Origin of the sequence: Pseudovibrio sp. FO-BEG1, from assembly GCF_000236645.1 — a bacterium.
In the GTDB taxonomy this organism is placed as follows: domain Bacteria; phylum Pseudomonadota; class Alphaproteobacteria; order Rhizobiales; family Stappiaceae; genus Pseudovibrio.
The window spans coordinates 3,300,203-3,325,458 of the sequence record NC_016642.1; the positions used below are offsets into that span (position 1 = coordinate 3,300,203).

The window sequence follows — 25,256 nt, forward strand, 5'->3', positions numbered from 1 at the left end:
CTCTGGAACAGTGCGGTGGATGGATGCCTCTATCTCAAGTGCAAATCATTCAATCTCTGGGCGAAGCGCTTGCCTGGTTTGAAAAAGAGCTGAGTTGGGGTGTAGCTCCGGCTGAGTTAAACCACCTCACAGGTAGAATAGGTGAGCTTTACGCTGCAATGATCACACGAGGCCAAATGGCCTTAGAAACAAATCAGCACGGATATGACGTCATTAGCGCAGAAAACGAGCGGATTTCCGTGAAAACGATCACCTCCAGCAACCACGTTTCATTTAATCCTAATACGATCGATCTGGTTGATCGCGTCATGATACTGCGTGTGAACGTAGATGATGATCAGGGCGTTTCAGTCGAAACTATTCTCGATTGTAGTCCAGATCAGCTTCAGGATCAGGCTAACGAAAGCAATGGGAAAATCCGATTTACGATTGGTCGCAAGACCGAAAAGAGATCAACTGAGGATCTCAAGATCATCGATACGGAAAGGTTTGACGATTACGTTCTGTCCCGATTTGAAAATCAGAGCATCCAAGTTGAAAGAGCAGGAGAAATACTGACACCGACCAAACCTCATTTAAGAGAAGTTGCCAAACGCGTCGGTGTTGGCCTCATCAACGGCAGCGGAGGTGCAAAAAACACGCGCCAGCTCGGTGCTGACGTGATTAAAGCCCTTCACATTTTAGAGAGCACCCCATAACCGCTGTCATTAAAGCTTCATCGTATCATCTCAGTTGTGACAAAATTTAACTTTTATCTTAGGTTGTGGGTTCATTTTGAGCCAACCGATAATCTGGGAGGATTTTGCGATGAAAAAAGCAGTTTTAGCAATAAGCGTAAGCTTGCTTATGGCTTCAACAACAATGGGTTTTGCAAGCGAAACCTCGCTCTCCATCATGAGCTACAACGTAGAAAATCTGTTCGACACAGCAGATGACCCGAAGAATCCTCACGACGACACTTATTTGCCTAAAGCTGAAAAAGATGCCCGTGGCGCAGCGCATGTAAAATCTTGTGAAGACAACAACAATCGCGAATGGTACGTCAAAGACTGCCTGAATATGGATTGGAGCAAGAGCACATATGAGACAAAACTCTCTGCTCTGGCGTCTGTGATCACTTCATTTGATGAACTTCCAGCCGTACTGGTGCTGCCAGAAACAGAAAACAAACAGGTCGTAACAGATCTTATGGGCAAACTGCCTGCAGGTTCTTTCCCTGAAGTGGTTCAGCTCAACTCCAGCGCAGAAAAAGGCAATCGCGGCATTGATGTCGCAATGGTCTCGAAGCTGCCTCTCAAGTCAGATCCCAAAGCAATCAAGGTGTTTCCAGAAAATGGCGGAGAGGGCGCCTGCCGTGTGACGCGTGACATCGTCCAGGCTGAGTTCGAACTGCCAACGGGTGAAAGCCTACATGTGTTTGGTGTCCATTTCCCATCCGGCGGGCGCGGATTGGATTGCCGGCTTCAAGCCTTCGATGTGCTGAACGATGCTTTCAAAGCCTTGCCTCCAAACTCCCTGGCGATCGCGGCGGGAGATTTCAACTTCAACTGCGGTGACTGGACGCGTTCAGATAAGGTTGTTCAAAAGAAAGCTGCCGAGATCGGCTGGGCTTATTCCGACAAAGTAAACAGCTGTAAGGCTCCCGGAAGCTCTTTCTACTGGAAAAATAAGACCTGGTCCTTCCTCGACGTGATCATGGCGTCTCCAGCAATGACAGAAGCGTCTGCCTCATGGAAAGCTGACATCGGTTCCTTCACTGAAGTTATCAGTCACGACAGCCAAATGCGCACAGACGCAGAAACCGGCCTCGTCGTTCCAAACCGCTTCAATATCAAAACCGGCAAAGGTGTAAGTGATCATTTGCCTGTAGCAATGACTATTTCATCTGAAAAGTAGCTGTAAGAAGTACGCTGGTCGGGCTGAGTTTCAGCCCGATCTCTTGTTTTCGTGGATCACACTCCACAAAAAGTAGATGTGTTCCGCTGTATGAATCGCTTCAAGTTGAGAGGCCCTAAAACCGCTATCAACTTTTCGCCCATCGCAAACAACCTCAAATGCCCACAAGCTGCTCTTGTTGTCAGTGACACATCGATCAACCTTCATAACGCCTTTTGGATTTGCCGGATCCACAGCGATCCCGTGACCATCCCCCTTACTCGTACCGTAAGCGGGCAGCCACTTATAGCGCATCGCCCTGGATTTCATCGAGTTATGAAGGGAAGGCGAGTACAAGCTTGCTAAATGCTGCAGGTATGCAGTTTGGGCCATATGTTTTGCCTGGGTAAGGCCTGGCGACTTTCCTTCAGCAATACACTGGCTGTCGTCTCGCAACTCCCAGACCCATTTGTAAACAGGCATTTTCTCGAGACTAACCTGCACAAACATTACCAAATCAAAACTATGGCTACCTGTGCCTACATAATGGCTCGACTGGTTTTTGAAACGTGGGCGCCATTCAAACTCACGATCCTTTGCCATCATCACCTCTCTGATCAGTTTTAGAGTGGAATAATATTTGTACTTGTTTTGTTCTCATTATCAAGAAAGTTATAGTTGTAATCTGACCAGCCAACTTCATCCTCCATTTCCGACAAGCATTGCGCATCAGGCCGACATATATCGCAGGCATACTTTCGCTGGCGACCGGCGCCCTATTTCCCGTAACAAATCCCGTAACAAATCCCGTAACATTTTTGAGCAGATCAACGCATGATTTATTTGGAGAATTCAATAAGGCATTGAAATAACATAATATACAGCAACTGCAGCAAAATTTGGTGTTAGGGCTTTAGGGGTGCTAGAGTCCTGCAGGGATCGCCACTTTTTTCTCCTGAAAATTCAAGCGGCAGCGACACACAATGCCATCAATGGCGATGTTGAAACCGCTTTCTCTGTTTTTGCACCTAAAGAGTAAATTCGCCTCATCAGTTGAGCAGTGCAGCTTTGTATTCCACGATTGCAAAGCTCTTTGAAATCTCCAGTTTTGAACCTCTCGAAAGCCCAGTAAAACTGAAGGGATATAAGGTGTTCAATCCGCCGCAGTTTTAATAAATTCCTCTAATAGATCATTGTGCATGCCACATTTTTGCTGTATTTGACGGCAAAACACGCCCTAGGGGAAATCAACGAGTTGAACTGCGTGCAAAATTCATCAGAAATCCGTACTAACTGGACACGTGAAGAGGCTGAAGCCCTTTACAACCTGCCGTTTAATGACCTGCTGTTTAAAGCTCATTGCGTTCATCGCGAGCATTTTGACCCCAACGAGGTCCAGCAGAGCCAGCTCTTGAGCATCAAGACAGGCGGTTGCCCGGAAGATTGTGCTTATTGCAGTCAGTCCGCTCGCAACAACACCGAGCTTTCCGCTTCAAAGATGCTTGAAGTGCAAATGGTGCTTGAAGAAGCCAAGAAGGCGAAAGAAAGCGGCGCAACCCGTTATTGCATGGGCGCTGCTTGGCGCTCTCCAAAAGACCGCGATATGCGCGCCATCGAAATGATGGTGGAAGGTGTCAAAGAGCTCGGCATGGAAAGCTGCATGACACTTGGCATGCTGACCCCTGAGCAAATCCTGCGCCTGAAAGATGCCGGGTTGGACTATTACAACCACAACATCGATACCTCAGAGCGCTACTACAGCGAGATCATTACAACCCGTAAGTTCTCCGACCGTATCGACACCCTCAACCTGGTGAAGGAAGCGGGCATCAAAGTATGTTCCGGTGGCATCGTCGGCATGGGCGAGAAGGATATGGATCGCCTCGACATGCTGGTGTCTCTTGCCACATTGGACGAACATCCGGACAGCGTGCCGATCAACATGCTTATCCCGATTGAGGGCACGCCGCTTCAGGATGCTGAGCCGGTTGATCCGATCGACTTCGTTCGTCTGATCGCTGTTGCCCGCATCATGATGCCAAAATCCCACGTACGCCTGTCCGCAGGCCGTACGGAAATGTCTGATGAAACGCAGGCGATGAGCTTCTTTGCGGGTGCAAACTCCATCTTCAAAGGCGACACGCTGCTCACCACAGACAACCCTGAAGACTCCAAGGACGCAGCTCTGTTCAAACGCCTTGGCATCCGCCCAATGGGGCTGAAGAGCTGTGCGGCTGCCCATGAGCCTGCTGAATAAGCATCAGGGTGCGCTGGAGCGTCTGGCGGAACGGGGCAGGTCCCGTTCCCTGCTCAAAGCGCATGGCTGTGATTTCTCATCCAACGACTATCTGGCGCTGACAACAGCGCCAGAATTGCGTTTGGCAGCAGAAAATGCTCTGCAACGTGGCGTTGGCATGGGGGCAGGCGGCTCCCGTCTGCTGCGCGGCAATGATCCTGAACATGAGGCATTGGAAGAAGAAGCTGCCAAGCTCTTTGGGGCAGAGCGCACCTTGTTCTTCGGAGGTGGTTATAACGCCAATCTGGCCATGTTCTCCACGCTTCCTCAAAATGGCGATCTGGTGCTTCACGACAGCCTGATCCACGCCAGTGCGCACGACGGCATTAAACTGGGTTCAGCCCAGTCCATGGCCTTCCGCCACAATCAGGTAGCAGACGCGCAAGACCGTATCAGGCAGTGGCGCGAGCAGGGTGGCACGGGCCGCATCTGGCTGGCCTGCGAAAGCCTTTACAGCATGGATGGCGATCAGGCGCCGATCAGGGAACTGGTGGAGCTTGCCGATCAGCACGATGCCTTCCTGTTGGTTGATGAGGCCCATGCAACTGGCGTTCTGGGCGAGGGCGGTCGAGGTCTGGCAGCTGAGTTCGAAGGCCGTGAAAACGTCATTTCACTGCACACCTGTGGCAAAGCACTGGGCGCATCCGGCGCTCTGGTCTGCGGTCCATCGGTCATGATCGACTATCTCATTAACCGGGCCCGCGCATTCATCTACGCCACAGCACCATCTCCTCTGGTTGCGGCTATTGTCCGCGCGTCTTTGCAACTGGTACAGAACCAGCCGCAGCGCCGGGAGCAACTGGCAGATCTGGTTGCCCACGCAAACGCGGAGATGGAACGCCTGTGCGGTCAAAAGGGCAGCGGAACGCATATTCTGCCGTTCCTGATTGGCGATGACAAACGCACCATGCGCATCGCCAAGGCTCTGCAGGAAACGGGCTACGACATTCGCGGCATTCGCCCACCAACCGTTCCGCGTGGCACCTCCCGTCTACGTATTGCTTTGACCTTGCATGCCAGCAAGGCTGATGTATCCAGCATGTTTGAAGTGCTTGCAGAAGAAATGGATCTGGTTCCGTTATGACACAACCAATCATCGTTACTGGTACAGACACCGGCATCGGCAAAACAATCTTTTCTGCAGCGCTGACTCAGGCTCTTTCCGCCACCTACTGGAAACCTGTCCAGTCTGGCCTGGAAGAAGAAACAGATACGCAGGCTGTCACACGCCTCACAGGCTGTACGGCTTTGCCGGAAACATATCGCCTGCAAATCCCGGCCTCTCCGCATTTTTCGGCAGAGGAAGAAGGCGTCCTGATTGATGTCGAGAACCTGACCCTGCCTGAGATTGATGGTCCTCTGGTGGTTGAAGGGGCAGGCGGCCTTATGGTTCCGCTCACCCGTGAGACGCTCTATATCGACCTTTTCAAAAAGTGGCAGGCACCCATTGTGCTGTGCGCCCGCACAGGTCTTGGCACCATCAATCACAGCCTGCTTTCCATTGAAGCGCTGCGAGCCCGTGGCTGCAATCTGCTCGGTATCGTATTCATTGGCGAAGAAGTGGCAGATTCTGAGCGTACCATTGCAGAATACGCAGGCGTCAAAAAACTTGGCCGCTTGCCGCTGCTGAAAGAAATCACCCCAGAAACAATAAGAACAGCGTTTGCTGAGAACTTCCGTCTGGAAGATTTTCGCGCGCAAACCGGGGAGACTGCTTAATGTCCAAGAGCTCACCGATCTGGCATCCGTTCACCCAGCACGCCGTGCTGCAGGAAATGACCAAGATTACTGGCGGTTCCGGCGCTTACCTGACCAAGGCTGACGGTGAAAAGCTGCTCGACGCCATCGCATCATGGTGGGTCGTCACCCATGGTCACTGCCATCCGCACGTTATTGGCGCCATCAAAGAGCAGGCCGATAAACTGGATCAGGTGATCTTCGCTGGCCACACTCACGAACCTGCCGAGCGTTTGGCTCAGCAACTGCTGAACTGCACGCCAGATGGGCTGGATTACGTGTTTTTCTCCGACAGCGGCTCCACCAGTGTGGAAGTGGCGCTGAAGATGGCACTCGGCTATTGGCATCATCTGGGCGAGAACCGCCAGCGCATCATCGTGATGGAAAACAGCTATCACGGAGACACCATCGGCACTATGTCCGTGGGTGAACGCGGAGTGTTCAACCAGCCCTATAACCCGCTGCTGTTTGATGTGGCCAAAGTGCCGTTCCCGTCTGCGGGCAATGAGCAAGCCACAATTGATGAGCTCGAAAAACTCTGCGCTCAAGGCGATGTTGCCGCCTTTATTGTCGAGCCGCTGGTTCTGGGCGCGGGTGGCATGCTCATGTACTCCGCAGAAACGCTGCGGGCGCTCTATGAGACCTGCAAAAAGCACAATACACTGTTCATTGCTGATGAAGTGATGACCGGCTGGGGCCGCACCGGCAAATTGTTCGCCTGTGAGCACGCCCAGATCACACCAGACATCGCCTGCTATTCCAAGGGCTTGACCGGCGGGTCTCTGCCACTTGCGGTCACCATGTGCTCCTCAGAGATCTATGATGAGCATTACTCGACAGACAGAAGTAAGACCTTCTTCCATTCCAGTTCCTACACGGCCAACCCGATTGCGTGCGCCGCAGCAGTTGCCAATCTGGAGATCTGGGAGAATGAACCTGTCTACGAGCGCATTGAAAAGCTCATAGAAATGCAGGCAGCAGGTCTGGCGCGCTTTAAGGATGATGATCGCTTCACCAATATCCGTCAGACCGGCACCATCGCCGCAATGGATATCAACGTGAAGGATCACGGTTATCTGTCCGATGTTGGCCCGCGCCTCTATGAGTTCTTCAAATCCAAGAACTTGCTGCTGCGTCCACTGGGCAACACGCTCTATTCCATGCCGCCTTATTGCGTGACGCAAGAGGACATCAACCAGATCTACGACGCAATTGCCGAGGCCGCTGATGAACTCCTTTAAGGATTGCGGTGGACTGATCGGATTTGGGCACTATGCCCCGCAAAGACGTGTAGCAAACGCAGAGATCGAGCAGGATCTGGGCCTGGAAGACGGCTGGATTGAACGCCGCACCGGCATTCGCGCACGCCGCTTTGTGGCGCCAGATCAGGCCCTGACAGACATCGCACTGCCAGCGGCGCAAATGGCCATCGAAGATTCTGGCATCGATCCAGCAAAAATCGGCCTGACACTACTGGCCACCAGCACGCCGGATCATCTGTTGCCACCTTCAGCTCCTCTGCTGGTGCACAAACTGGGGCTGCCGAACTCTGGTGGCATCGACATGGCAGGTGCGTGCGCTGGGTTTCTCTACGCACTCGCCATGGCTGATGCCTATGCTAAAATGCAGGGCATTGCTGTTCTGGTGGTTGCAGCCAACATCCTGAGCCGCCGTATCAACCCGGAAGAACGTGCCAGCCGCGTGCTGTTTGCCGATGCGGCTGGAGCCGTTGTGGTGACACCGCCAACGCAAGATGGGCAGGGCATCCTTGCTTCCGACCTTGCCTCAGATGGTGCTTACTACGATCTCATCAAGATCTCAGGTGGCGGCAGCCGCAATCCGTATCGACCGGATATGGACCCCAACGAATACCTGATGAGCTTGAAGGGCGGTCAGACCGTGTTCGCCAAAGCGGTGAACACCCTCACAGATTCTGCCATGAAGATTCTGGACAAGTCCGAACTGAAACCATCTGATGTGGACCACTGGGCACCCCATCAGGCCAACGCGCGGATCATTCAGGCCGTCGGAACCAATCTTGGAATAAACACCGACAAGACTCTGATGACTCTGGGTGAGTATGGCAACAGCTCCGCTGCAACGATCCCATTCAGCCTGTCCAAATGCCGCGAAGAGCGCAGCTATAAGCCTGGCGACAAGCTGCTGTTGTCCGCTATCGGCGCCGGTTTCGTAAGCGGCTCTTTGCTGATCGGCATGTAACAAGGGGCGCCCACTCGCGGTGGAAAAACGAGCGGGCGCTGGCGCATCAAACCGCAGCTATTTTGATGCGCTGTCCAGATATGCCAGCAGGTTTTCAATATCTGCTGGCTTCTTCAGGCCCGCAAAGGCCATTCGGTTCTTCGGAATAAACTTCTTCGGCTTGGCGAGGAACTCAGTCAGGCTCGCAGCGTCCCAGGTCACATCTGCATTCGCCAAGGCTTTGGAGTACTTGAAGCCCTCAACAGCACCAGCTTGACTGCCGATCACACCATAAAGGCTCGGCCCAACCTTGTTCTGGCCTTCCTTCACGCTGTGGCAGGCTCTGCACTTCTTAAAAACCTTCTTGCCCGCCTTCACGTCACCCGCCAACGCCACCTGAACCGGGGCGGCCACTGGAGCAGGCGCAGCTGCTGACTGTTTACCATCTGCGTTCAAAACAAGGCGCAGGGTCACTGGCACAGTCCGCGTAATGCCGTTCAGCTTGGCAAGCACCTTCAGCTGATCAACGCCAGCGTTCACGCCAGCCTCTTCTGTCCCCAAAAACAACATGTCATTGGTGGTCGCCAGAACCTTGCCTTCAGAAATTCGGGCCACAAACACTTCTGTCTCCAGCGGAACCTCGGTTCCAAGCAGGTTCAGCGTGGCTTCCAGATCAACAACGGTCGTCTCCCCCACGCCAAGCTTGTTCAGTTCTGCCATATCCAGCTGCGCTGTCAGATCAGCCGCACCGATGCTCTGAAACACAATTTGGCGCATACGCTCATTACGGATGTCGATGTTGGTTTCAACGGAACCCAGATCGATCGCCAGCTGCAGCTTGCCGTCCTCCGACACCGTGCCGGAAAGCTTCTCAAAGCTGTTCACCTCGCCAACGGAGTTCTTCTTGATTGTGCCGTAGGAAAGACGCGAGCTGTCGCTGTCGACAGTCCAGCTCTGTGCAAGAGCGCTGCCCGACAACAATAAAAGCATCGCGGAGGTGCGGAAAAAGGATTTTACCATAGGTATGTCGCCTTCGTGATTTGATGTGATTGACGATTTTTGGTTGCTATCAAATGGGAAACACACGACAGCTGGCTTTTATTCGATGCATTTTGGAAAAAAATATCCGAAGCGTTTTCAGGGGGATCTGATCACGGTGATGCCAAGGCTCTGGCGCTTTGCTTTGTCACTGGCCGGACAACAGGATCTGGCCGACGATCTGGTGCAGGCCACATGCCTGCGCGCGCTGGAAAGAGAAAGCCAGTTCAAGGCCGGATCAAACTTTGCCGCGTGGACCATGACCATCTGCCGGTCCATCTGGCTCAACGAAATGCGCAGCCAGCACCTGAGAAAAACCGGACAGCTTGATGCTGCCGTGGAATCTGGCCTTATTGATCCGTCGCCATCTCCAGAAACGAATATTTTCGCCGCTGAAGTGTTTAAGCAAGTGATGCAGCTGCCAGAAGGACAACGGTCTGTGGTGGAACTTGTCTTTGTAGAGCAATTCACCTATCGCGAAGCAGCCGCAATTTTGGGTATTCCTATTGGGACGGTCATGAGTCGATTATCTGCTGCCCGCAAAACATTGGCACCTTTGCAACAGGATCACGCCAACCAGATGAAGAAAGGAGAGCTGGCATGACATACACCGATGCACAACTGCGTTCCTATCTCGCTGGTTCAGCGGAAGCCTCTCTGATACAGCAGATCGAGGCTGATCTGGAAACCGACCCGATCCTTGAGCAACGCCTTCTGGCTCTGGAAGGCCTGATCCCAGTCGTCCAGCACGGCTTTGCAGATCAACCAGCTCCGGAACACCTGAAGGAACTGGAAGAGAAAATCTTTGAAGATACCGCCAGTGAGCAAATCCCGACCACACCGTTCTATCGCCAATGGGGCGCCCGCGCGGCAACGCTTGCAGCAGGCCTTGTGATCGGCGCTGGTATGATGATCTGGGCGGATGATGCACCTGACTGGCGCCAGGAAGTTGCCAGCTATCAGGCCCTTTACGTCAAAGACACCATCGCCTCTCTGAACCGCTCAGAAGACGAACTGAAGCAGGAACTTGCCATAGCCTCTGCAGCAGTGGGCCAGCAGCTTAACCTGAGTGACCTGACGGACCTGCAAGGCCTGAAACTGCTTAGAACCCAGATCCTCGGCCATGAAGGGGCTCCGCTGATCCAGATTGTCTTCGCGGATCCGAACGGTGCTCCCATCGCATTCTGCATTCTGAAAGACACCGGCGCATCAGATACTGCCATGCACTCCGATAATCTGAAAGGCATGGCCGCCGCCGACTGGACCGGCAATGGCTACCGCTATCTGGTCATCGGCGGCGACAATCAGAACCGTATCGACACCGTGGCCCAGCAAATCCACTCCCGCGTTCTGTAGGTGGTCTAAGCACTTATCTTTCTGTCAGTATCTGCAAGAGCGCCTGCATTGACGGGAGTTCTTATGATAAGTCTTCCAGATTGCCGATCAGGATGTTGTTTTATGAAGACTTACAATGAGATTGAAGCGGAGAACCAGGAGGAACTGGCCAGTCGTGCCTGGTTTCACCTGATGCGGGCTCATCGCTACCTCTACCCAAGGTTTGAGCGGAGCTTGCGTGACTACGGCATTGATAATCCGGTGTGGTACGAGATCATGCTGGAGATTGAACGGGCAGGAGAGCAGGGCGCAAAGGCCGCTGATTTGCAGGACAAGCTCTACATGGCCCAGTTCACCATGTCGCGCCATATCTCACGGATGGAAAAGAAGGGCTTGGTGGAGCGGCATCCCGACAAAGAAGATGGCCGCGCTCATCTGATCTTCCTGACGAAGAAGGGCGCAGACGTCAACAAAGAGCTCTGGCCCCATTACTTCCGCACTATTCAAAAGGAAGTCGGCGCCCACCTTAACAAAGACGAGGCCTTTACGCTCTTCAAACTGCTAACAAAGATCTACTCATAAAAAAGGCCGCTCAGCAGCGGCCCAATTTCATTTTAAAATCTGTAGTTTGCCGTCAGGCTAAAGGACCGTCCAGGCTCTCTCAGGGTTTCAATACTGGTGTAATCTCCACCATATGTGCCACGATCAGAATAATCTTCATCAAAGATGTTCTTAGCATCAAACCGAAGCTTTAACCCGTCAATCTGTTCTGGCTCATATTCAGCAAACAACCCGACAACTGCATAACCTTCAAGGATCCGGTCTGAGTCACCCGTTGCACCGGTGTCATAGTCAAATGCCCCCTGAATGTCGCCGCCGAATGTCAGGTCATATTCTTCAAATGTATGGGAGACGTTGAAGGCGATAACCTGACCAAGCGGTGCAGCCAGATCGATAACTGAGTAAGAGCTTGCCTCACTGCCTTCAACTTCAGCTTCTGTATAAGAATAAGTCAGCTTTGCAGAACCAGAAAGCCAGTTGTAACCAGCAGAAAGATTGAAGCCTTTCGTGGTGACGTCTTTGTTGACGACTTCGTATTTGAAGGGGCCTCGGTTGAGCTTCTCTCCACGAGCGTTCTTAATTTCGGTTTTGAAAACGTTACCGGAGAAAGATAGGCCCTGTCGATTAAACTCAAAACCGGCAGTCACGTTTTGCGCACGTGATGGCTTGAAGCCGGTGTAGTCCCAATCGGTCCAGAACAGGTAGTTGTCTTCGAGCGCGTACCCACCAAACACATTTGCGTATCCGGCTTTCAGTTTGAAGCCATCGACAAGCTCATAAGAAACAGAGGCGTTACCACTGGCTCCTGTTGTTTTGGTATCAAAGTCCGAAATACCTTCGAAAGTCTGATGATCAACGCGTGCACCGACAGAAACCTCAAGGCCTGACAGAACTTCTGAACGCACTTGGCCGAATGCACCAAAGTTATTCGCAGCTTCAGTAGAATCGTCAGATGCGCCTTCGTAGGTAGAGGTTTTACGATAGAAGTCGAAACCCCCGGTAAAGCTTGTGAGATCACTGAAATGGAAGGTGTTGGCGAGTTTACCGTTTAGAGTGTTGGAAGTCCCTTTGCTGTTTTCCGGCTCCGGAACATCAATGTTACTTTCACTGAAACCAATCACCACTTCAGGATCATAAAGATCCGTTGGCTCAAGGTGCTCATAGCGGAATGAGAAGCTCTTACGGGTGGTGTCATACAGTCGTGTTGTATCGTTGGGCTTGGAAGGTAAAGAGCCAATATTCGCGCGATAAGGCCGCTCTTCCTTGTCCTTCAGCATCATTCCGGAAACCTCAAATCGGTGTCCCGTGTCTGAGGTGTAGCCGCCTTTGAGAAGGCCGGTTTGCAAGTTTGCGCCGGTACCCGGGATTTCCCAGTCACCGCCTGAGGTGTAATCCTGTCCTTTGGCGTTCTTGGCAAAGGCGAGAATATCAAAACCGTTGTGTTCAGCAAAACCCGTCAGGGCTTGAGAGAACGTGTTGCCGTTTGTGTCAAAGCTCAGCGTGGCTTTGCCGCCCATGGTCTCACCGTCTTCCAGCAGGTCCAGCGCATCGATCAGCTGAAAGGCGATAGAGCCGCCCAGTGCATTTGGACCAGAATCTGCAGCCGCAATACCTGCGTCCACACGCACGGCACGTAGCAAAGCGGGATCAATGGCATTGGCTGTCACATGGTGGAAGGCACGGTTGTTCTGCATCGCCCCTTCAATGGTCATGTTCAGATTGAGCGCGTCCACACCATTGACGAAGATCTTTTGGGCAATCGGAATACCGCCACCAACAGTCACTGAGGCGTCTTCAGCAAACACATCCCGCAGTGTGCCCATCTCCGCAGCTTCGATCGCCTGCCTGGAAACGTAGATTGAGGTGTTTCTGTCTGCAGCAACTGCAAAGCGGTCATTGTTGAAACTGTAAACAACAACAGGGTCCAGCTCTTCGCTGGCATCCACGCTATCTTGCGCTGCAGCCCCGGTAGAAAAATAAGCACCGTTTAAAACGCAAACGGAAACAAGCAACTGCCACCGAAGTTTCTTCATTAGGTCCCCACCCACATATTGGCCGTATTACCTACGGCGAATCAAATATGAGAAAATTACTCATGTTTATTCGCGTGGGTATACGGGAAGGAAATTATAGATGCAAGTGCATCTAAATAGACAAAATGGCACTGCAGATGGAGACAATCTCCATTCTTTATTTATATCAATATGTTAGTGGGTATTTTGCGCTGAATTGCACCTGTGTGTATTTAGCAATTTTTACAGGTACGAGCCGTAGCAGGCAGGCCAAAGGCACAAAAAAAGCCCCCACCAATCGCTTGGCAGGGGCTCATAAAAACAAAGAGGATTAAGCTTGGCGCTGACCCATCTGATCGTCCAGTGTCAGCAGGTGCCAACGGTCATCTCCAGCTGCTTTGACCTGATCAAGAACGCGGCGGAACAGGTCTTCCTCTTCAATCTGTTCTTCCAGGAACCAATGCAGCATGTTTTGAGTGCCGTACTCTTTTTCCTCATGGGCAAGATCGAACAGAGCGTGGATCTGCTCTGTTACTTTCACTTCCATTTTCATAGCCAGTTCAATCGCAGCCTGAGCTGAATCAAATTCAACAGTCGGAGCGGAAATGCCTTCCAGCGTCACGCGGGAATCGCGCTTGACGATGAAGTCGTAGATACGCATGGCGTGCTCAGTTTCTTCCTTGGAATGAAGGCGAAACCACTTTGCGAAACCTGGCAGTTCGCAAGAGTCAAAATAGGCAGCTACAGCAAGATAAACGTAGGATGCGCTCAGCTCAGCATTGATCTGCTGGTTCAGGGCGTCAGCAACTTTTGTGTTCAGTTTCATCATAATCTCCAATCAAAATTCGTGGAGACAGATTTGAAAAGCTACAAACTAATCGCCTTGACTAAAGTCAATTGCAGCAGAATTATCTTAGCAATTGCAAGTGATTAGCAATTTCACAAATACACTTGTGGCGCATGCTTTATCTCTCACGCCCGCCAGTTTTTCGGAGCAGAACCATAGACCCGTTTAAAGGCGTTGCTGAAGCTGGACGGGCTGTTGTAACCAGCCATATACGCCGCTTCCGCGACCGTAATACCGCCTTTGTTGATTGCTTGCCGTGCTTTTTCCAGACGCTGTTTGCGGATGAAATCAGAGACCGTCAGGTTGTACTTTTCTTTAAAATGCCGCTGAATGCTGCGCTTGCTGAGGCCAGTCTCTTTGGAAATTCGTTCAATAGAGAGATCCTCTCCCAAATGCTCCAGCAAGTACTCGCGAACCTTCAGGCCTTTGATCCGCAGTTTCGTATCATCTTCCTGCGCTTCGGCCTGCACAGCCCCGCGCAAATGTGCACACGTTTGCGCCAGAAGCCCCAGAGCCTCCGCCTGTCGCTGCAAACCGCCAATCTCATCGCAGCTCTCAGAGCTCATGGAAAGAACCCGAGTAGCACACTCCACCATCTGCTCATCCGGCTGCCAGATGAAGTAGTTCAAGTGGCCATTCATGAAGCTGCGCAGTTCCTCAGAAAGAGCAGAGGACTCCAGCCCGAGAGACCCAAACCAGTCCGGCTGTGCGGCAATGCCAACTTTGCGCAAAGAATGCCCGGCTTCACTCGGCTTCAAGCGCAGATTGGCACTCTTTTTCAGGTTAAAAAGCAGCGCTTGAGGCTTGGGCGCATTTCGATTACCTGCATCCAGATCAAAATAGACATCATCAATGTAAAACTGCTGCTGTCCTTCCAGATAAATGAAGATCTGAAAAATGGGTGAGAGCTCCACCAGACTATCATGCGCATGATGCCCCATGGTCTCATCAAGAACTTTGACTCGAATCTGCTGCGCAATCTGCACCGAAAATGCCCCCTGACTTTTCATTGGCGCGCATGAAGATGTTTTTGGCGCACACGCCAATGCATTTCCAATCGACGAACACCCCCTCATAAATATATTGTGAGTTTTGAAGTCAAGTTTAAAACTTCGTATGATTGAAGTTAGTCCAGCGCGACCTTCCAGCTAACCAACATCTCTGAATGAGGTGCCCAAAGTGCTTGTTATCCCCGCAGGCGCTCATGGTGCTGTGCTGCCGCGCGGACAGGATTGGAGAATGTCTCGATGACCAGCCGCGGCGTTGAAAAAGCACCTAAGAACGGCCTTTTCTGCAAAAAAACGCAAACCAACGCACTAAATCTCTTATTGGTGTCAACGGCGCTGACCTGCTCAACAGCGGCTGTCGCGCAGGAGAATAACTTGCTGGATGAGGTGGTCGTCACAGCCTCGGCCTCTGAAGTAACCTACAAGAACGCTCCAGCCAGCATCTCGGTTATCACCGCAGAAGAGCTGGAAAATCAGGGTGCTAAGGATGTTCGTTCCCTGCTGGAAAGTGTGGAGGGCCTCACATTCAACAGAGCAGGCAATCAGAGCAAGGTGCAGATCCGCGGCCTCAACGAGAATTACACGCTCTTCCTGATCGATGGAAAACGCGTCACCTCCGCCCCAAACGCTTTCCGCGGCAACGACTACGATTCCGGCTGGGTCCCACTGGAAGCCGTCGAACGCATTGAAATCGTTCGCGGTCCCATGTCTTCGCTCTACGGTTCAGACGCCATTGGCGGCGTGGTCAACATCATCACCAAGAAGGAAACGGATGAGTGGCATGGCTCACTTACCACCGAATATACCCTTCAGGAAAACCGCAAATCCGGTGATTATGGCCGCACAGGCTTCAATCTCTCTGGCCCGTTGTTGAAGGACAAACTCTTCATGCGCACCTACGGCAGCTGGGATTTCCGCCGTCAGGACTCTAGTAGCCTAAACCCGGATAGTCCGAGTGGAGGAGCCAACGCAGGCTTTGCTAAAAGCGATAACAAGTACATCGACACAACCGTGACCTGGGATGTGAATGAGGAAAATTCTCTCGATTTTAACGCAGGTTACAGCAAGCGCACACACGATAAGACGACTCTAGACCGGGTATCCGGGGGGATAACTCACCACGGCTCCTACGAGTTTGGTGAAACCGAGCTGCGTGCCTTCGGGGATCGGATCGAGAACTCCTATGGCCATGGCAACGCCGCAGGTGAAGACATGCCGAACACTGCCTACAACTTCACAGGAGATGGCAAACTCAGTTTTGACGCTGATCTGCTCGTGCCAAACTTCCTCACCGTGGGCGCGGCTTATCAACATCAATCCCTCGAAGACAAGTACGTTCTGATCGGCGAGGGCGGCTCTGACAGCTCCATCTGGCAAGCAGCAGCCTTCATCGAAGATCGCCTTGAAATCACAGAGAGTTTCGAGCTCACCCTCGGTGGCCGCCTCGACAAGCACGAAAAATTCGGCTGGAACGCCAGCCCCCGCGTTTACGGCGTCTACCACTTCACCGATGCCCTCACATTCAAAGGCGGCTGGTCCTCGTCCTTCAAAGCCCCAACACTCCTGCAGCTGTCTCCAAATTGGAAACAGGTCTCTTGCGGCGGGGATTGCTTCCTGGAAGGCGCAGAAGATCTGAACCCGGAAGTTGGCAGCAGCTTCGAGGTTGGTTTCAAATATGATCAGGATAAGTGGAGTGCCGGCCTGACAGGTTTCCATAACACAATCAAAGACATGATCCAGTTCCCACCCGCCAGAACCGCTGATATAGCAGTGGCTCAGACATACTCTAACTACGTTGGACTGACCTCTGACGGTAAGCCGATCTTCAAGTTTGAGAATATTGAAGAGGCCCGTACAATGGGGATAGAGGCGAACCTGACAGTCCGTCCAATCGACGAGCTGACAGTCTCCGCCAACTACACATATCTGGATGCTAAAAACACCAGCGCCAACGACGCTCCACTGGCGTTCCAGCCAGAACACTCTGCCAACATCAAGCTGGACTACGCCTTTAACGAAAAGCTGAGTTTTGCCTTGTCTGCCAACTATGTAGGCGAACAGTACACCTCAGTACCTGCCAATGGAGACATGACTTACGCCCGCAAAGTTGACGGTTATGTCACCGCAGATTTTACAGGCCGGTATGATGTGAATGAGAACTTCATCCTCCGGGCAGGCGTCCTGAACATCGCTGACAACCAGATCCTCAAAACGGACTGGGATGAGTTCAACGTCGATGGCCGCCGCTACTTCATCTCCGGCACTACACGTTTCTAACGAGTTGGACATTGAAACGGGAAGGTGGGTACAGCCCACCTTCTCGCGTAAAGGCATACCATCATGTTTTCATTCAAGAAAACTCTTCTAGGCCTGTTGGTTCTTATGATTTCACAAAGTGTCGTGCCGAGCAGTGCAGCACGTTCCCTCAGCCCCGAAACTCCAGCAGAAGCTGTGTCTCTTCAACAGGGCCAGGAGCTGTTGTTTGAGTTGCAGGCAGATCCGGGGGATTACATCCAGCTTGGCTGGTCCGCCTCATCAGGAAGTTTTCACCTGGACAGCGTTGAAAGAACAACCGGCAAACACATTCGCCGCTTCATCTCCGAAAACGTCGGCAGAGCCCCGTTTCTTTTGGTTGCCGGAGAGCAACCGATGGATCTTAAAGTCTCAGCAGTTCAAACAGGCCAGTTCACACTTTCTGTTTTGAGGGAGGTAGCTTCGAGTGAGCATGTTTCCTCACAAGAAGAATACCTTAGCCCACGCATCGCAAAACTGGCAGAGCACCTGAAAACGGGTGGTACTTCCGATGATTTCTGGTCGGAAGTGGTGGCAACTGGCACTCCTCTTGTTGAAGATCAAGGGAACGGTAATAGCATCCTGACGTTTCTGGCCAAAGACGCGAAAAACGCCGTTCGTTTGCTAGGCGCCCCAACCAGCAATCACGAAGAGTTGGACAGACTTGGCATCAGCGATGTCTGGTTCAAATCATTTGTCCTGCCCAACACGACCCGATTGTCCTATCAGTTGGCAAAAGACGTTCCTCAGATTACCGGCTCATGGATGGAACGCCGCAGAGCAATCCTTGCAACTTTATCAGCTGACCCATTCAACAAATATCCATGGCCTTCAGACGCAATCGATCCATATAATCAACACTCTACGGTTCTTTTACCCAAAGCCGAAAAAGGCCGTTTTTTGCAGGATCGTGGTGGCGCAAAAGGCTCTCTGACCAAACATGTGATAGAAAGCCGGATCCTTGAAAACAAACGCAACATCTGGATCTACCGCTCAGTAGGTTATGAGGTATCAAAAGAAACAGCTCCGCTCCTGCTGATGTTTGACGCAGAGCACTACAACGGTCGCATCTCAGTTCCAACCATTCTGGATAACATGGTCGCGGAAGGCGTTATCCCGCCACTTGCTGCAGTTTTCATCTCGCATATAGATGGTAAAGCACGGTCCAACGAGCTGCCAAACAATGCGAGTTTTGCTCAGTTTATGGCCAAAACTCTACTTCCGTTCGTGGAAGAGAAGTTGGGGGCGTTTTCATCACCAGATAGAACCATTTTAGCCGGCTCCAGCTATGGCGGTCTTGCCTCAAGCACTGTTGCCCTCCGCTATCCGCGACAGTTTGGGAACGTTCTCTCCATGTCCGGCTCCTACTGGTATTCAGAGGAGGGGGATGAGAACTATGTCGCAAAGCTCATTGCAAGCAAGCCAAAGCAAGACCTCTCATTTTTCCTGAGTGCAGGGCTGTTTGAGAAGGGAGTTGGCGGTCGAGATCGAGGTATCCTCTATTCCAATCAACATCTTAGAGATGTCCTGATAGCAAAAGGTTATCCCGTTCAGATGAGAATATACGCAGCTGGACATGATCTGTTTTCATGGCAAACCATCCTCAGCGATGGCCTCATTCACCTGCTTGGAAACGCCGCTCGAAAGTAGCCATGCATCACAATTAGATGCACCTGCATAAAATTCTGAGTGTAACCTTCAGGTATTGTTGGACAACCTTTAGTTTTGATTTTAGATAGAGACAAAGCTCAACAGCCAGGCTGCGGCCAAGCCATGAGACATCTATCCAACGGAGTTAGACATGTTTCATCGTGTAAAAAGGTCTGTAGCTGCATTGGCTTGCCTCGCAATGGCCGCGTCTCCAGCCCTTGCTGATCAGGTAGAAATCACCACCGCAACAGGCAAAGTCAACGTCACTGTCACACCAAAAAACCTCGTCGTGTTTGATATTGGCGCAGTGGACAACCTGAACGCCTTGGGCGTACAGCCTGCAGGCGTAGTCAATAAAATGTACGTTGATTATCTGGATGGCGTGCAGTCCAATGCTGAAGTCATCGGCACACTTTTTGAGCCGGATTTCGAAGCCATCAACGCTCTGGAACCCGAGCTGATCATTGTTGGCGGTCGTTCCAGCAAGCAGGCAAAACCACTCTCTGAGCTCGCACCAACCATCGATATGACCCCAAGCGCCTCTGAGGTCTCCCAGACGCTGCTTGCTCATCTTGAAGCATACGGCAAGGTCTTCAATAAGCAGAAAGAAACCGCCGAACTTACCAGCAAATACAATAGGTTGCTGAATGAAGTGAAAGCAGTGGTTAAAGGCAAAGGCAAGGCGCTTTTTGTTCTGACCAATGGTCCAAAGGTTTCCGTTTTCGGCCCAGGATCACGTTTCGGCTGGTTCCACGATGAACTGGAAATTGAGCCAGCAATGGCTGAAGTTGCAGTAGCTTCCCACGGTGAAGCCGTTTCCTTCGAATACATCCAGAAGGCAAACCCTGATTGGTTATTAGTTTTGGATCGTGCAACAGCAATCGGAAGCGATGCCGATAATGCCCGTCAAACATTGGATAATGAGCTGGTTACGTCGACTACTGCCTGGAAGAAAGGGCAAGTGATCTATCTAGACCCAGCAGCAACTTACATTGCTCAGGGTGGTTACCAAGCAACAACACGCATCTTCGAGCAACTGATCGAAGCCTTTAATAAATAACGAATATTGCCAAGAGCTGAGCATTCGTAGCTCAGCTCTAGCTTACCTCTCGGTGCTCCATGAAAAACATCGGCGTTGCCATCGTCGCTCTGTTCGCTCTTTCCTGCTTCAGCTTACTCGTAGGCGTCCAAGACGTCTCGATTGCTAATTGGTGGCAGGATCCGCAAAACACTGACCTCTTCCTAATCAGCCGCATACCACGCACATTAGCTGTCATTTTGACAGGTGCATCACTCGCTGTCTCCGGCTCTGTTATTCAGATGCTTGCAAGAAACAGTTTCGTCGAACCTTCAAGTGTAGGCACAGCTCAGTGTGCGTCCTTAGGTATCCTTTTGGTAACACTGCTTTATCCAGGCAGTCCGCTCATCATAAAGATGATTGTCGCTTCGATAACAGCAATGATTGGTATGGCGATATTCCTAACAATGATATCCAAGTTGCCTGTCACATCGCCTCTTCTGGTTCCGCTTGTCGGTTTGATTTTTAGCGGCATAATTGAAGCGATGACTGTGTTTATCGTGTTCGAAGCTGAAATGCTTCAGTTCCACGGTACATGGATGAGCGGTGAGTTCTCAGGCATTCTGCGCGGTCGCTATGAGCTGCTTTGGCTCTGCGGGGTTCTGGCAATACTGACTTACATCGTGGCCGACCAGTTCACCATAATCGGTATGGGCAAAGATGCCAGCATCAACCTGGGCCTCAACTACAAGCAAGTGGTTATTCTTGGCCTGTTTATTCTGGCACTTTCAACATCTCTGATTGTCGTAACGGTTGGCATGATCCCATTTGTCGGACTGGTTGTACCAAACATCGCAAGACGCATGATGGGAGATAACCTGCGCGCCAGCTTGCCTTGGGTGGCCGTTCTTGGTGCATTACTCGTGCTGACTTGCGATCTTATTGGCCGGCTTGTTCATTTTCCCTATGAGATTCCAGTGGGAACGATCCTAGGAGTGATTGGCTCCTTTGTCTTCCTATACCTGCTTTATGCGAGATCAACCCATGCACGCTAAAAAACTCATCATCATGAGTGTTTTGCTCGCGTTGGCTTGCATCGCGTTCATGACCATTGGTGCCAAGGGCAGCTGGAGCTTCCTTTTGGTGTTTCGCGGAACCAAACTCCTAGCACTATTGCTGGTTTCTGTTGCCATCTCGGTCGCAACGCTTCTATTCCAAACCATCAGCGGAAACCGCATCCTGACCCCATCCATTATGGGGTTCGATGCTCTATACTTGCTCGTGCAAACCTTACTGGTCTTCACTCTAGGGGGCTTCACCTACGTGGCTCTGGATGGTCAGCTGAAGTTTCTTGCAGAAGTGGGTGTCATGCTCTTCGCGGCTACACTTCTCTTCACGACGATCATGGGGAAAGGAAAGCAGGATCTCCACCGCATGGTACTGGTCGGGATCATCTTTGGTGTACTCTTCCGTAGCCTTGCAGGGTTTTTGCAACGCATTATCGATCCCAACGACTTCGCCATCCTGCAAGGTGCCAGTTTCGCCCAGTTCTCAAGTGTTGATAAGGAACTATTGGGCGTCAGTATTCTGCTGGTATCTGGCTGCTGCATCGCTATTTGGCGTCTCAGACACACTCTTGATGTCATCGCACTTGGTCGAAACAATGCCATCAATCTGGGTGTCAGCTACGAGCGGACAAGCTTTATCGTACTTGTTTTGGTCGCAACGCTTGTATCGGTCTCAACCGCTCTGGTTGGGCCAGTAGCCTTCTTCGGATTGCTGGTAACCAGCCTGGCTCATTTCATTATGAACACGCATCGCCACAGCATTCTTCTGCCTGCATCCATTTTGATCGCAGCGATTATTCTTGTGACTGGCCAAACCGCCTTTGAACGTATTCTGAAGAGCCAATCCACGCTCAGTGTAACTGTAGAGTTCTTTGGTGGACTTCTCTTCCTGCTGCTTCTTTTCCGAGGGAAAATGAAATGATTGAAATAACTGGTGTTTCTCATAGGTATGGAAAGAGCAAGATCCTGAGCGACATCTCACTCACCATTCAGGACAGCGGCATTACAGCCCTGATCGGTCCAAACGGGGCAGGGAAGTCAACGCTGCTCTCCCTCATGGCCCGCCTCCAACCACTACAAAGCGGCTCAATCTCCTTTGACGGACAATCAGTCACCCAGACACCAACCAGAGAGCTTGCCAAAACACTCGCAATCCTGCGGCAAGACAACGCCTTAAGCAGCCGTATGTCCCTGAGGGATCTGGTCGGTTTCGGTCGTTACCCTCACCACAAAGGCCGGCCAACTGCCAATGATCACAAAGCCGTCGACGAGGCCCTCGATTACTTTGATCTTCAGGATATGGCAGACAGGTTCATCGACGAGGTCTCTGGCGGCCAAAGACAACGCGCACTCGTGGCCATGGCTTTCTGTCAGGAAACCAAATACCTGCTGCTCGACGAGCCCCTGAACAATCTCGACATGTATTATGCTCGTAGCCTCATGAAACGCTTGCGAGAAATCGCCGACGCCCGCCAACGCTCCTTCGTCATCGTCCTCCACGACATCAACTACGCAGGCGCCTACGCCAACGAAATCATAGCCCTAAAAAACGGAGGACTCGCCATCCATGGAACTCCACATGACGTTCTGGAAACCCAAGCCCTGAAGTCTCTATACGCCATGGAAATCACAGTTACCCAGCACCAAGGCCAGCGCGTCGCGCTGCATCATTTGTAGAGGGATTCTTGAGTTGCCTACTGGGCCAAACACCATGCTTTATGTCTTTAGTAACGCATTTGCTCTCCACAAGTATCTCCAAGTTCTTTCGATCTAATACATAAGTCTTCTCTACGTAAGTAGCCTTGTAAGAGGTTGCCTGTAGGGAACACACTGGGTGGTGAAGGTGGTTTATTTGGGGAACGTGAGGATCTTAAGGGATCTCAATCTGTGCCTGTAGGACTTGGTGAAAAAAGCCTTTGCTCAGACGATAACAACTGAAGCAAAGAGCTCGCTGGGGCAACTGGATTGCGAAGTGAGTGCGTACGTAATCTGAAATCCGGCTTACTGGCAGGTTTAGTGCCTGTGCTGCAGTGAGAGTTGAACTCTAAGAAAGATCCAAAGCTTATCTCCAGTTCTGCTGATCGGTGGGAGGAACCGGTCGTTTCGGCAGAGCCACTTTGTAAATTGGGGGGCGGAAATGCCGTCCGGTCGAAAGTCATCCGGACCCGAACGGGAGGAGATTTATGTCCGAGAACTCATCCAACAACGCTTATTGGGCTGCCAATAAGCGCATCATTATGGTCAGCCTCGTCATTTGGGCGGTGGTTTCATTTGGGTTTGGCATTTTGCTGCGCCCGTTGCTGAGCGGCATCGCGGTTGGTGGAACAGACCTTGGCTTCTGGTTTGCGCAACAGGGATCCATTCTGGTCTTCCTGGGAATCATCTTTTTCTACGCATGGCGTATGAACCGTCTCGACCGTGAACACGGCGTTGAAGAAGAGTAAGGGCTGCAAGTCATGGATCAGTTTACTATCAACCTGTTCTTTGTAGGTAGCTCTTTTGCGCTCTACATCGGCATCGCAATCTGGGCTCGTGCGGGCTCAACTTCTGACTTTTATGCTGCTGGCCGGGGTGTTCACCCTGTCACCAACGGTATGGCAACAGCTGCTGACTGGATGTCTGCAGCATCCTTTATCTCCATGGCGGGTCTCATCGCGTTTACCGGCTATGATAACTCATCGTTCCTGATGGGATGGACTGGCGGTTACGTGCTGCTGGCATTGCTGCTTGCACCTTACCTTCGCAAGTTCGGAAAGTTCACCGTTTCTGAGTTCATCGGAGATCGCTTCTACAGCCAGACCGCCCGCATCGTGGCTGTTGTGTGTCTGATTGTAGCTTCAACCACCTACGTGATTGGTCAGATGACAGGCGTTGGTGTTGCGTTTGGTCGCTTCCTCGAAGTGGATAACACAACCGGTCTGTTGATTGGTGCATGTGTGGTGTTTGCATATGCTGTGTTTGGCGGCATGAAAGGCGTGACGTACACACAGGTTGCGCAGTACGTAGTGCTCATCACCGCTTACACCATTCCAGCTGTCTTCATCTCATTGCAGCTGACTGGCAACCCAATCCCAGGCCTTGGTCTGTTTGGTAATGACGCAGCAAGCGGCGTTCCACTGCTGACCAAGCTGGATCAGGTTGTAACTGAGCTTGGCTTCAACGCTTACACCTCGCATCACGCTGACACCTTCAATATGGTGCTGTTCACATTGTCACTAATGATCGGTACAGCTGGTCTTCCACACGTGATCATGCGCTTCTTCACCGTGCCGAAAGTGGCTGATGCGCGCTGGTCAGCTGGCTGGGCACTGGTGTTCATTGCCCTGCTTTACATCACAGCACCTGCTGTGGGTGCGATGGCTCGTCTGAACATCACTGAAATGATGTGGCCAAACGGCGGCGTGAAAGGCGAAGCAGTTGCTGTCGAGCAGATCCAGAACGATCCGAAGTACGACTGGATGCACACCTGGCAGAAGACTGGTCTTCTCGCTTGGGACGACAAAAACGGCGACGGCAAAATCCAGTACTACAACGACAAGAATGCAGACATGCAGACCCTTGCCGGTGAAAAAGGCTGGGTTGGCAATGAGTTGACTAAGTTCAACCGCGACATCCTCGTGCTGGCGAATCCGGAAATCGCAAACCTGCCGGGTTGGGTGATTGGTCTGGTGGCTGCCGGTGGTTTGGCGGCAGCGCTCTCAACGGCAGCAGGATTGTTGCTCGCGATCTCCTCCGCGGTCAGTCATGACCTCATTAAAGGGGCGATCAATCCGTCTATTTCGGAAAAGAGCGAGCTGATGTCGGCCCGTGTGGCGATGGCTGTCGCGATTGTTGTGGCAACTTATCTCGGGCTTAATCCTCCGGGATTTGCGGCACAAACAGTGGCATTGGCCTTCGGTCTTGCTGCGGCTTCGATCTTCCCGGCGCTGATGATGGGTATCTTCTCAACCCGCATCAACAACACCGGCGCTGTTGCTGGCATGCTGGCTGGTCTGGTTGTGACACTGGTCTACATCTTCCTGCATAAAGGTTGGTTCTTCATTCCAGGCACAAACAGCTTCACCGATGCAGATCCACTTCTAGGTACCATCAAGTCAACGTCCTTCGGTGCAATTGGTGCTGCGGTGAACTTCGCAGTGGCTTACATCGTGGCTGGTATGACCAAAGAAACACCTGAAGCGATCAAAGATCTGGTCGAAAGCGTTCGTATCCCACGTGGTGCTGGCGCAGCTGCAGACCACTAAGCTCAGGGAGCGGCTTACATAAAATCTGTAAGCCGCACTCTACAAAATGAATCCTGCCCGGCTTAGGCTGGGCAGGAT

The 25,256-nt window shown here is 51.8% G+C and carries 23 protein-coding genes; 18 read left to right on the forward strand and 5 right to left on the reverse strand.

The annotated features are described in order from the left end of the window. The first annotated feature begins 38 nt into the window (after positions 1–38). Together PSE_RS15020 and PSE_RS15025 are read left to right on the forward strand one after the other, a co-directional pair. The gene (locus PSE_RS15020; protein ID WP_014285643.1) at positions 39–698 is read left to right on the forward strand and encodes a hypothetical protein; all 660 of its coding nucleotides are present in this window, start codon (positions 39–41) and stop codon (positions 696–698) included. 148 nt (positions 699–846) lie between these two features. Beyond that, on the forward strand, positions 847–1,896 hold the full coding sequence (locus tag PSE_RS15025; protein WP_051125919.1) for an endonuclease/exonuclease/phosphatase family protein: 1,050 nt from the start codon (positions 847–849) through the stop codon (positions 1,894–1,896). Between the two features lie 30 nt (positions 1,897–1,926). Here PSE_RS15025 and PSE_RS15030 read toward each other — a convergent pair whose 3' ends face one another. After that, positions 1,927–2,481 carry a hypothetical protein gene (locus PSE_RS15030; RefSeq protein ID WP_041768563.1) on the reverse strand — a complete coding sequence of 185 codons (555 nt, stop codon included), beginning with the start codon at positions 2,479–2,481 and terminating at the stop codon, positions 1,927–1,929. A gap of 649 nt (positions 2,482–3,130) precedes the next feature. On the opposite strand from PSE_RS15030, the gene bioB reads away from it, so the two are divergent. Genes bioB through PSE_RS15055 form a run of 5 tightly spaced genes read left to right on the forward strand, consistent with a single transcriptional unit; the run spans position 3,131 to position 8,128 of the window. After that, positions 3,131–4,132, forward strand: coding sequence for a biotin synthase BioB (bioB, locus tag PSE_RS15035; RefSeq protein WP_371256218.1), 1,002 nt, complete (start codon positions 3,131–3,133; stop codon positions 4,130–4,132). Then, positions 4,116–5,255: an 8-amino-7-oxononanoate synthase gene (locus PSE_RS15040; protein WP_041768565.1), complete on the forward strand. Its 1,140-nt coding sequence runs from the start codon at positions 4,116–4,118 to the stop codon at positions 5,253–5,255. The genes bioB and PSE_RS15040 overlap by 17 nt, the downstream gene beginning before the upstream one ends. Continuing rightward, the gene (gene bioD, locus PSE_RS15045) at positions 5,252–5,890 is read left to right on the forward strand and encodes a dethiobiotin synthase (protein WP_014285650.1); all 639 of its coding nucleotides are present in this window, start codon (positions 5,252–5,254) and stop codon (positions 5,888–5,890) included. Before PSE_RS15040 ends, bioD begins: the two co-directional genes overlap by 4 nt. Next, positions 5,890–7,149: an adenosylmethionine--8-amino-7-oxononanoate transaminase gene (locus PSE_RS15050; RefSeq protein WP_014285651.1), complete on the forward strand. Its 1,260-nt coding sequence runs from the start codon at positions 5,890–5,892 to the stop codon at positions 7,147–7,149. Before bioD ends, PSE_RS15050 begins: the two co-directional genes overlap by 1 nt. Next, a complete protein-coding gene (locus PSE_RS15055; RefSeq protein WP_014285652.1) occupies positions 7,136–8,128 on the forward strand; it encodes a beta-ketoacyl-ACP synthase III in 993 nt (330 codons plus the stop codon). The genes PSE_RS15050 and PSE_RS15055 overlap by 14 nt, the downstream gene beginning before the upstream one ends. Positions 8,129–8,185: 57 nt before the next feature. On the opposite strand, the gene PSE_RS27685 is transcribed toward PSE_RS15055, so the two are convergent. Next, positions 8,186–9,127 (reverse strand): cytochrome c family protein, encoded by a 942-nt coding sequence (locus PSE_RS27685; RefSeq protein ID WP_014285653.1) that lies wholly within the window; start codon positions 9,125–9,127, stop codon positions 8,186–8,188. Positions 9,128–9,152: 25 nt separating this feature from the next. On the opposite strand from PSE_RS27685, the gene PSE_RS15065 reads away from it, so the two are divergent. From PSE_RS15065 to PSE_RS15075, 3 genes are all read left to right on the forward strand, one after another. Next, positions 9,153–9,749: an RNA polymerase sigma factor gene (locus tag PSE_RS15065; RefSeq protein ID WP_244421316.1), complete on the forward strand. Its 597-nt coding sequence runs from the start codon at positions 9,153–9,155 to the stop codon at positions 9,747–9,749. Then, a complete protein-coding gene (locus PSE_RS15070; protein ID WP_014285655.1) occupies positions 9,746–10,501 on the forward strand; it encodes a hypothetical protein in 756 nt (251 codons plus the stop codon). Before PSE_RS15065 ends, PSE_RS15070 begins: the two co-directional genes overlap by 4 nt. Before the next feature lie 102 nt (positions 10,502–10,603). After that, positions 10,604–11,062 carry a MarR family winged helix-turn-helix transcriptional regulator gene (locus PSE_RS15075; RefSeq protein ID WP_014285656.1) on the forward strand — a complete coding sequence of 153 codons (459 nt, stop codon included), beginning with the start codon at positions 10,604–10,606 and terminating at the stop codon, positions 11,060–11,062. Between the two features lie 32 nt (positions 11,063–11,094). Here PSE_RS15075 and PSE_RS15080 read toward each other — a convergent pair whose 3' ends face one another. From PSE_RS15080 to PSE_RS15095, 3 genes are all read right to left on the reverse strand, one after another. After that, the gene (locus tag PSE_RS15080; protein ID WP_014285657.1) at positions 11,095–13,074 is read right to left on the reverse strand and encodes a TonB-dependent receptor domain-containing protein; all 1,980 of its coding nucleotides are present in this window, start codon (positions 13,072–13,074) and stop codon (positions 11,095–11,097) included. Between the two features lie 310 nt (positions 13,075–13,384). Beyond that, entirely contained in the window at positions 13,385–13,879 is a 495-nt protein-coding gene (locus PSE_RS15090) for a ferritin (protein ID WP_008547124.1), read from the reverse strand. Between the two features lie 146 nt (positions 13,880–14,025). Continuing rightward, complete coding sequence (locus PSE_RS15095; RefSeq protein ID WP_208997944.1) at positions 14,026–14,886, reverse strand: AraC family transcriptional regulator; 861 nt, start codon at positions 14,884–14,886, stop codon at positions 14,026–14,028. Between the two features lie 261 nt (positions 14,887–15,147). On the opposite strand from PSE_RS15095, the gene PSE_RS15100 reads away from it, so the two are divergent. The 8 genes from PSE_RS15100 (at position 15,148) to PSE_RS15135 (ending at position 25,178) form a co-directional block, all read left to right on the forward strand. Continuing rightward, the gene (locus tag PSE_RS15100) at positions 15,148–17,184 is read left to right on the forward strand and encodes a TonB-dependent receptor domain-containing protein (RefSeq protein ID WP_014285660.1); all 2,037 of its coding nucleotides are present in this window, start codon (positions 15,148–15,150) and stop codon (positions 17,182–17,184) included. A 63-nt stretch (positions 17,185–17,247) separates the two neighbouring features. Beyond that, complete coding sequence (locus PSE_RS15105; protein ID WP_014285661.1) at positions 17,248–18,849, forward strand: alpha/beta hydrolase-fold protein; 1,602 nt, start codon at positions 17,248–17,250, stop codon at positions 18,847–18,849. 151 nt (positions 18,850–19,000) lie between these two features. Beyond that, positions 19,001–19,909 carry a siderophore ABC transporter substrate-binding protein gene (locus PSE_RS15110; RefSeq protein ID WP_041768569.1) on the forward strand — a complete coding sequence of 303 codons (909 nt, stop codon included), beginning with the start codon at positions 19,001–19,003 and terminating at the stop codon, positions 19,907–19,909. A 59-nt stretch (positions 19,910–19,968) separates the two neighbouring features. After that, on the forward strand, positions 19,969–20,922 hold the full coding sequence (locus tag PSE_RS15115; RefSeq protein WP_014285663.1) for an ABC transporter permease: 954 nt from the start codon (positions 19,969–19,971) through the stop codon (positions 20,920–20,922). After that, a complete protein-coding gene (locus PSE_RS15120) occupies positions 20,897–21,856 on the forward strand; it encodes an iron chelate uptake ABC transporter family permease subunit (protein ID WP_014285664.1) in 960 nt (319 codons plus the stop codon). The genes PSE_RS15115 and PSE_RS15120 overlap by 26 nt, the downstream gene beginning before the upstream one ends. After that, positions 21,853–22,611 carry an ABC transporter ATP-binding protein gene (locus PSE_RS15125; protein ID WP_014285665.1) on the forward strand — a complete coding sequence of 253 codons (759 nt, stop codon included), beginning with the start codon at positions 21,853–21,855 and terminating at the stop codon, positions 22,609–22,611. Before PSE_RS15120 ends, PSE_RS15125 begins: the two co-directional genes overlap by 4 nt. 506 nt (positions 22,612–23,117) lie before the next feature. Beyond that, entirely contained in the window at positions 23,118–23,378 is a 261-nt protein-coding gene (locus tag PSE_RS15130; protein ID WP_014285666.1) for a DUF4212 domain-containing protein, read from the forward strand. Between the two features lie 12 nt (positions 23,379–23,390). Continuing rightward, the gene (locus PSE_RS15135; protein ID WP_008546604.1) at positions 23,391–25,178 is read left to right on the forward strand and encodes a sodium:solute symporter family protein; all 1,788 of its coding nucleotides are present in this window, start codon (positions 23,391–23,393) and stop codon (positions 25,176–25,178) included. The last annotated feature ends 78 nt before the right edge of the window (positions 25,179–25,256 follow it).

What these genes read in the sequence shown, in the direction of transcription:
- PSE_RS15025 (WP_051125919.1), top strand. Translation starts at nt 847, where the DNA reads ATGGCTTCAACAACAATGGGTTTTGCAAGCGAAACCTCGCTCTCCATC.
- PSE_RS15030 (WP_041768563.1), bottom strand. Translation starts at nt 2,481, where the DNA reads ATGATGGCAAAGGATCGTGAGTTTGAATGGCGCCCACGTTTCAAAAAC.
- PSE_RS15040 (WP_041768565.1), top strand. Translation starts at nt 4,116, where the DNA reads ATGAGCCTGCTGAATAAGCATCAGGGTGCGCTGGAGCGTCTGGCGGAA.
- bioD (WP_014285650.1), top strand. Translation starts at nt 5,252, where the DNA reads ATGACACAACCAATCATCGTTACTGGTACAGACACCGGCATCGGCAAA.
- PSE_RS15050 (WP_014285651.1), top strand. Translation starts at nt 5,890, where the DNA reads ATGTCCAAGAGCTCACCGATCTGGCATCCGTTCACCCAGCACGCCGTG.
- PSE_RS15055 (WP_014285652.1), top strand. Translation starts at nt 7,136, where the DNA reads ATGAACTCCTTTAAGGATTGCGGTGGACTGATCGGATTTGGGCACTAT.
- PSE_RS27685 (WP_014285653.1), bottom strand. Translation starts at nt 9,127, where the DNA reads ATGGTAAAATCCTTTTTCCGCACCTCCGCGATGCTTTTATTGTTGTCG.
- PSE_RS15070 (WP_014285655.1), top strand. Translation starts at nt 9,746, where the DNA reads ATGACATACACCGATGCACAACTGCGTTCCTATCTCGCTGGTTCAGCG.
- PSE_RS15075 (WP_014285656.1), top strand. Translation starts at nt 10,604, where the DNA reads ATGAAGACTTACAATGAGATTGAAGCGGAGAACCAGGAGGAACTGGCC.
- PSE_RS15080 (WP_014285657.1), bottom strand. Translation starts at nt 13,074, where the DNA reads ATGAAGAAACTTCGGTGGCAGTTGCTTGTTTCCGTTTGCGTTTTAAAC.
- PSE_RS15090 (WP_008547124.1), bottom strand. Translation starts at nt 13,879, where the DNA reads ATGAAACTGAACACAAAAGTTGCTGACGCCCTGAACCAGCAGATCAAT.
- PSE_RS15100 (WP_014285660.1), top strand. Translation starts at nt 15,148, where the DNA reads ATGACCAGCCGCGGCGTTGAAAAAGCACCTAAGAACGGCCTTTTCTGC.
- PSE_RS15105 (WP_014285661.1), top strand. Translation starts at nt 17,248, where the DNA reads ATGTTTTCATTCAAGAAAACTCTTCTAGGCCTGTTGGTTCTTATGATT.
- PSE_RS15110 (WP_041768569.1), top strand. Translation starts at nt 19,001, where the DNA reads ATGTTTCATCGTGTAAAAAGGTCTGTAGCTGCATTGGCTTGCCTCGCA.
- PSE_RS15115 (WP_014285663.1), top strand. Translation starts at nt 19,969, where the DNA reads ATGAAAAACATCGGCGTTGCCATCGTCGCTCTGTTCGCTCTTTCCTGC.
- PSE_RS15120 (WP_014285664.1), top strand. Translation starts at nt 20,897, where the DNA reads ATGCGAGATCAACCCATGCACGCTAAAAAACTCATCATCATGAGTGTT.
- PSE_RS15125 (WP_014285665.1), top strand. Translation starts at nt 21,853, where the DNA reads ATGATTGAAATAACTGGTGTTTCTCATAGGTATGGAAAGAGCAAGATC.
- PSE_RS15130 (WP_014285666.1), top strand. Translation starts at nt 23,118, where the DNA reads ATGTCCGAGAACTCATCCAACAACGCTTATTGGGCTGCCAATAAGCGC.
- PSE_RS15135 (WP_008546604.1), top strand. Translation starts at nt 23,391, where the DNA reads ATGGATCAGTTTACTATCAACCTGTTCTTTGTAGGTAGCTCTTTTGCG.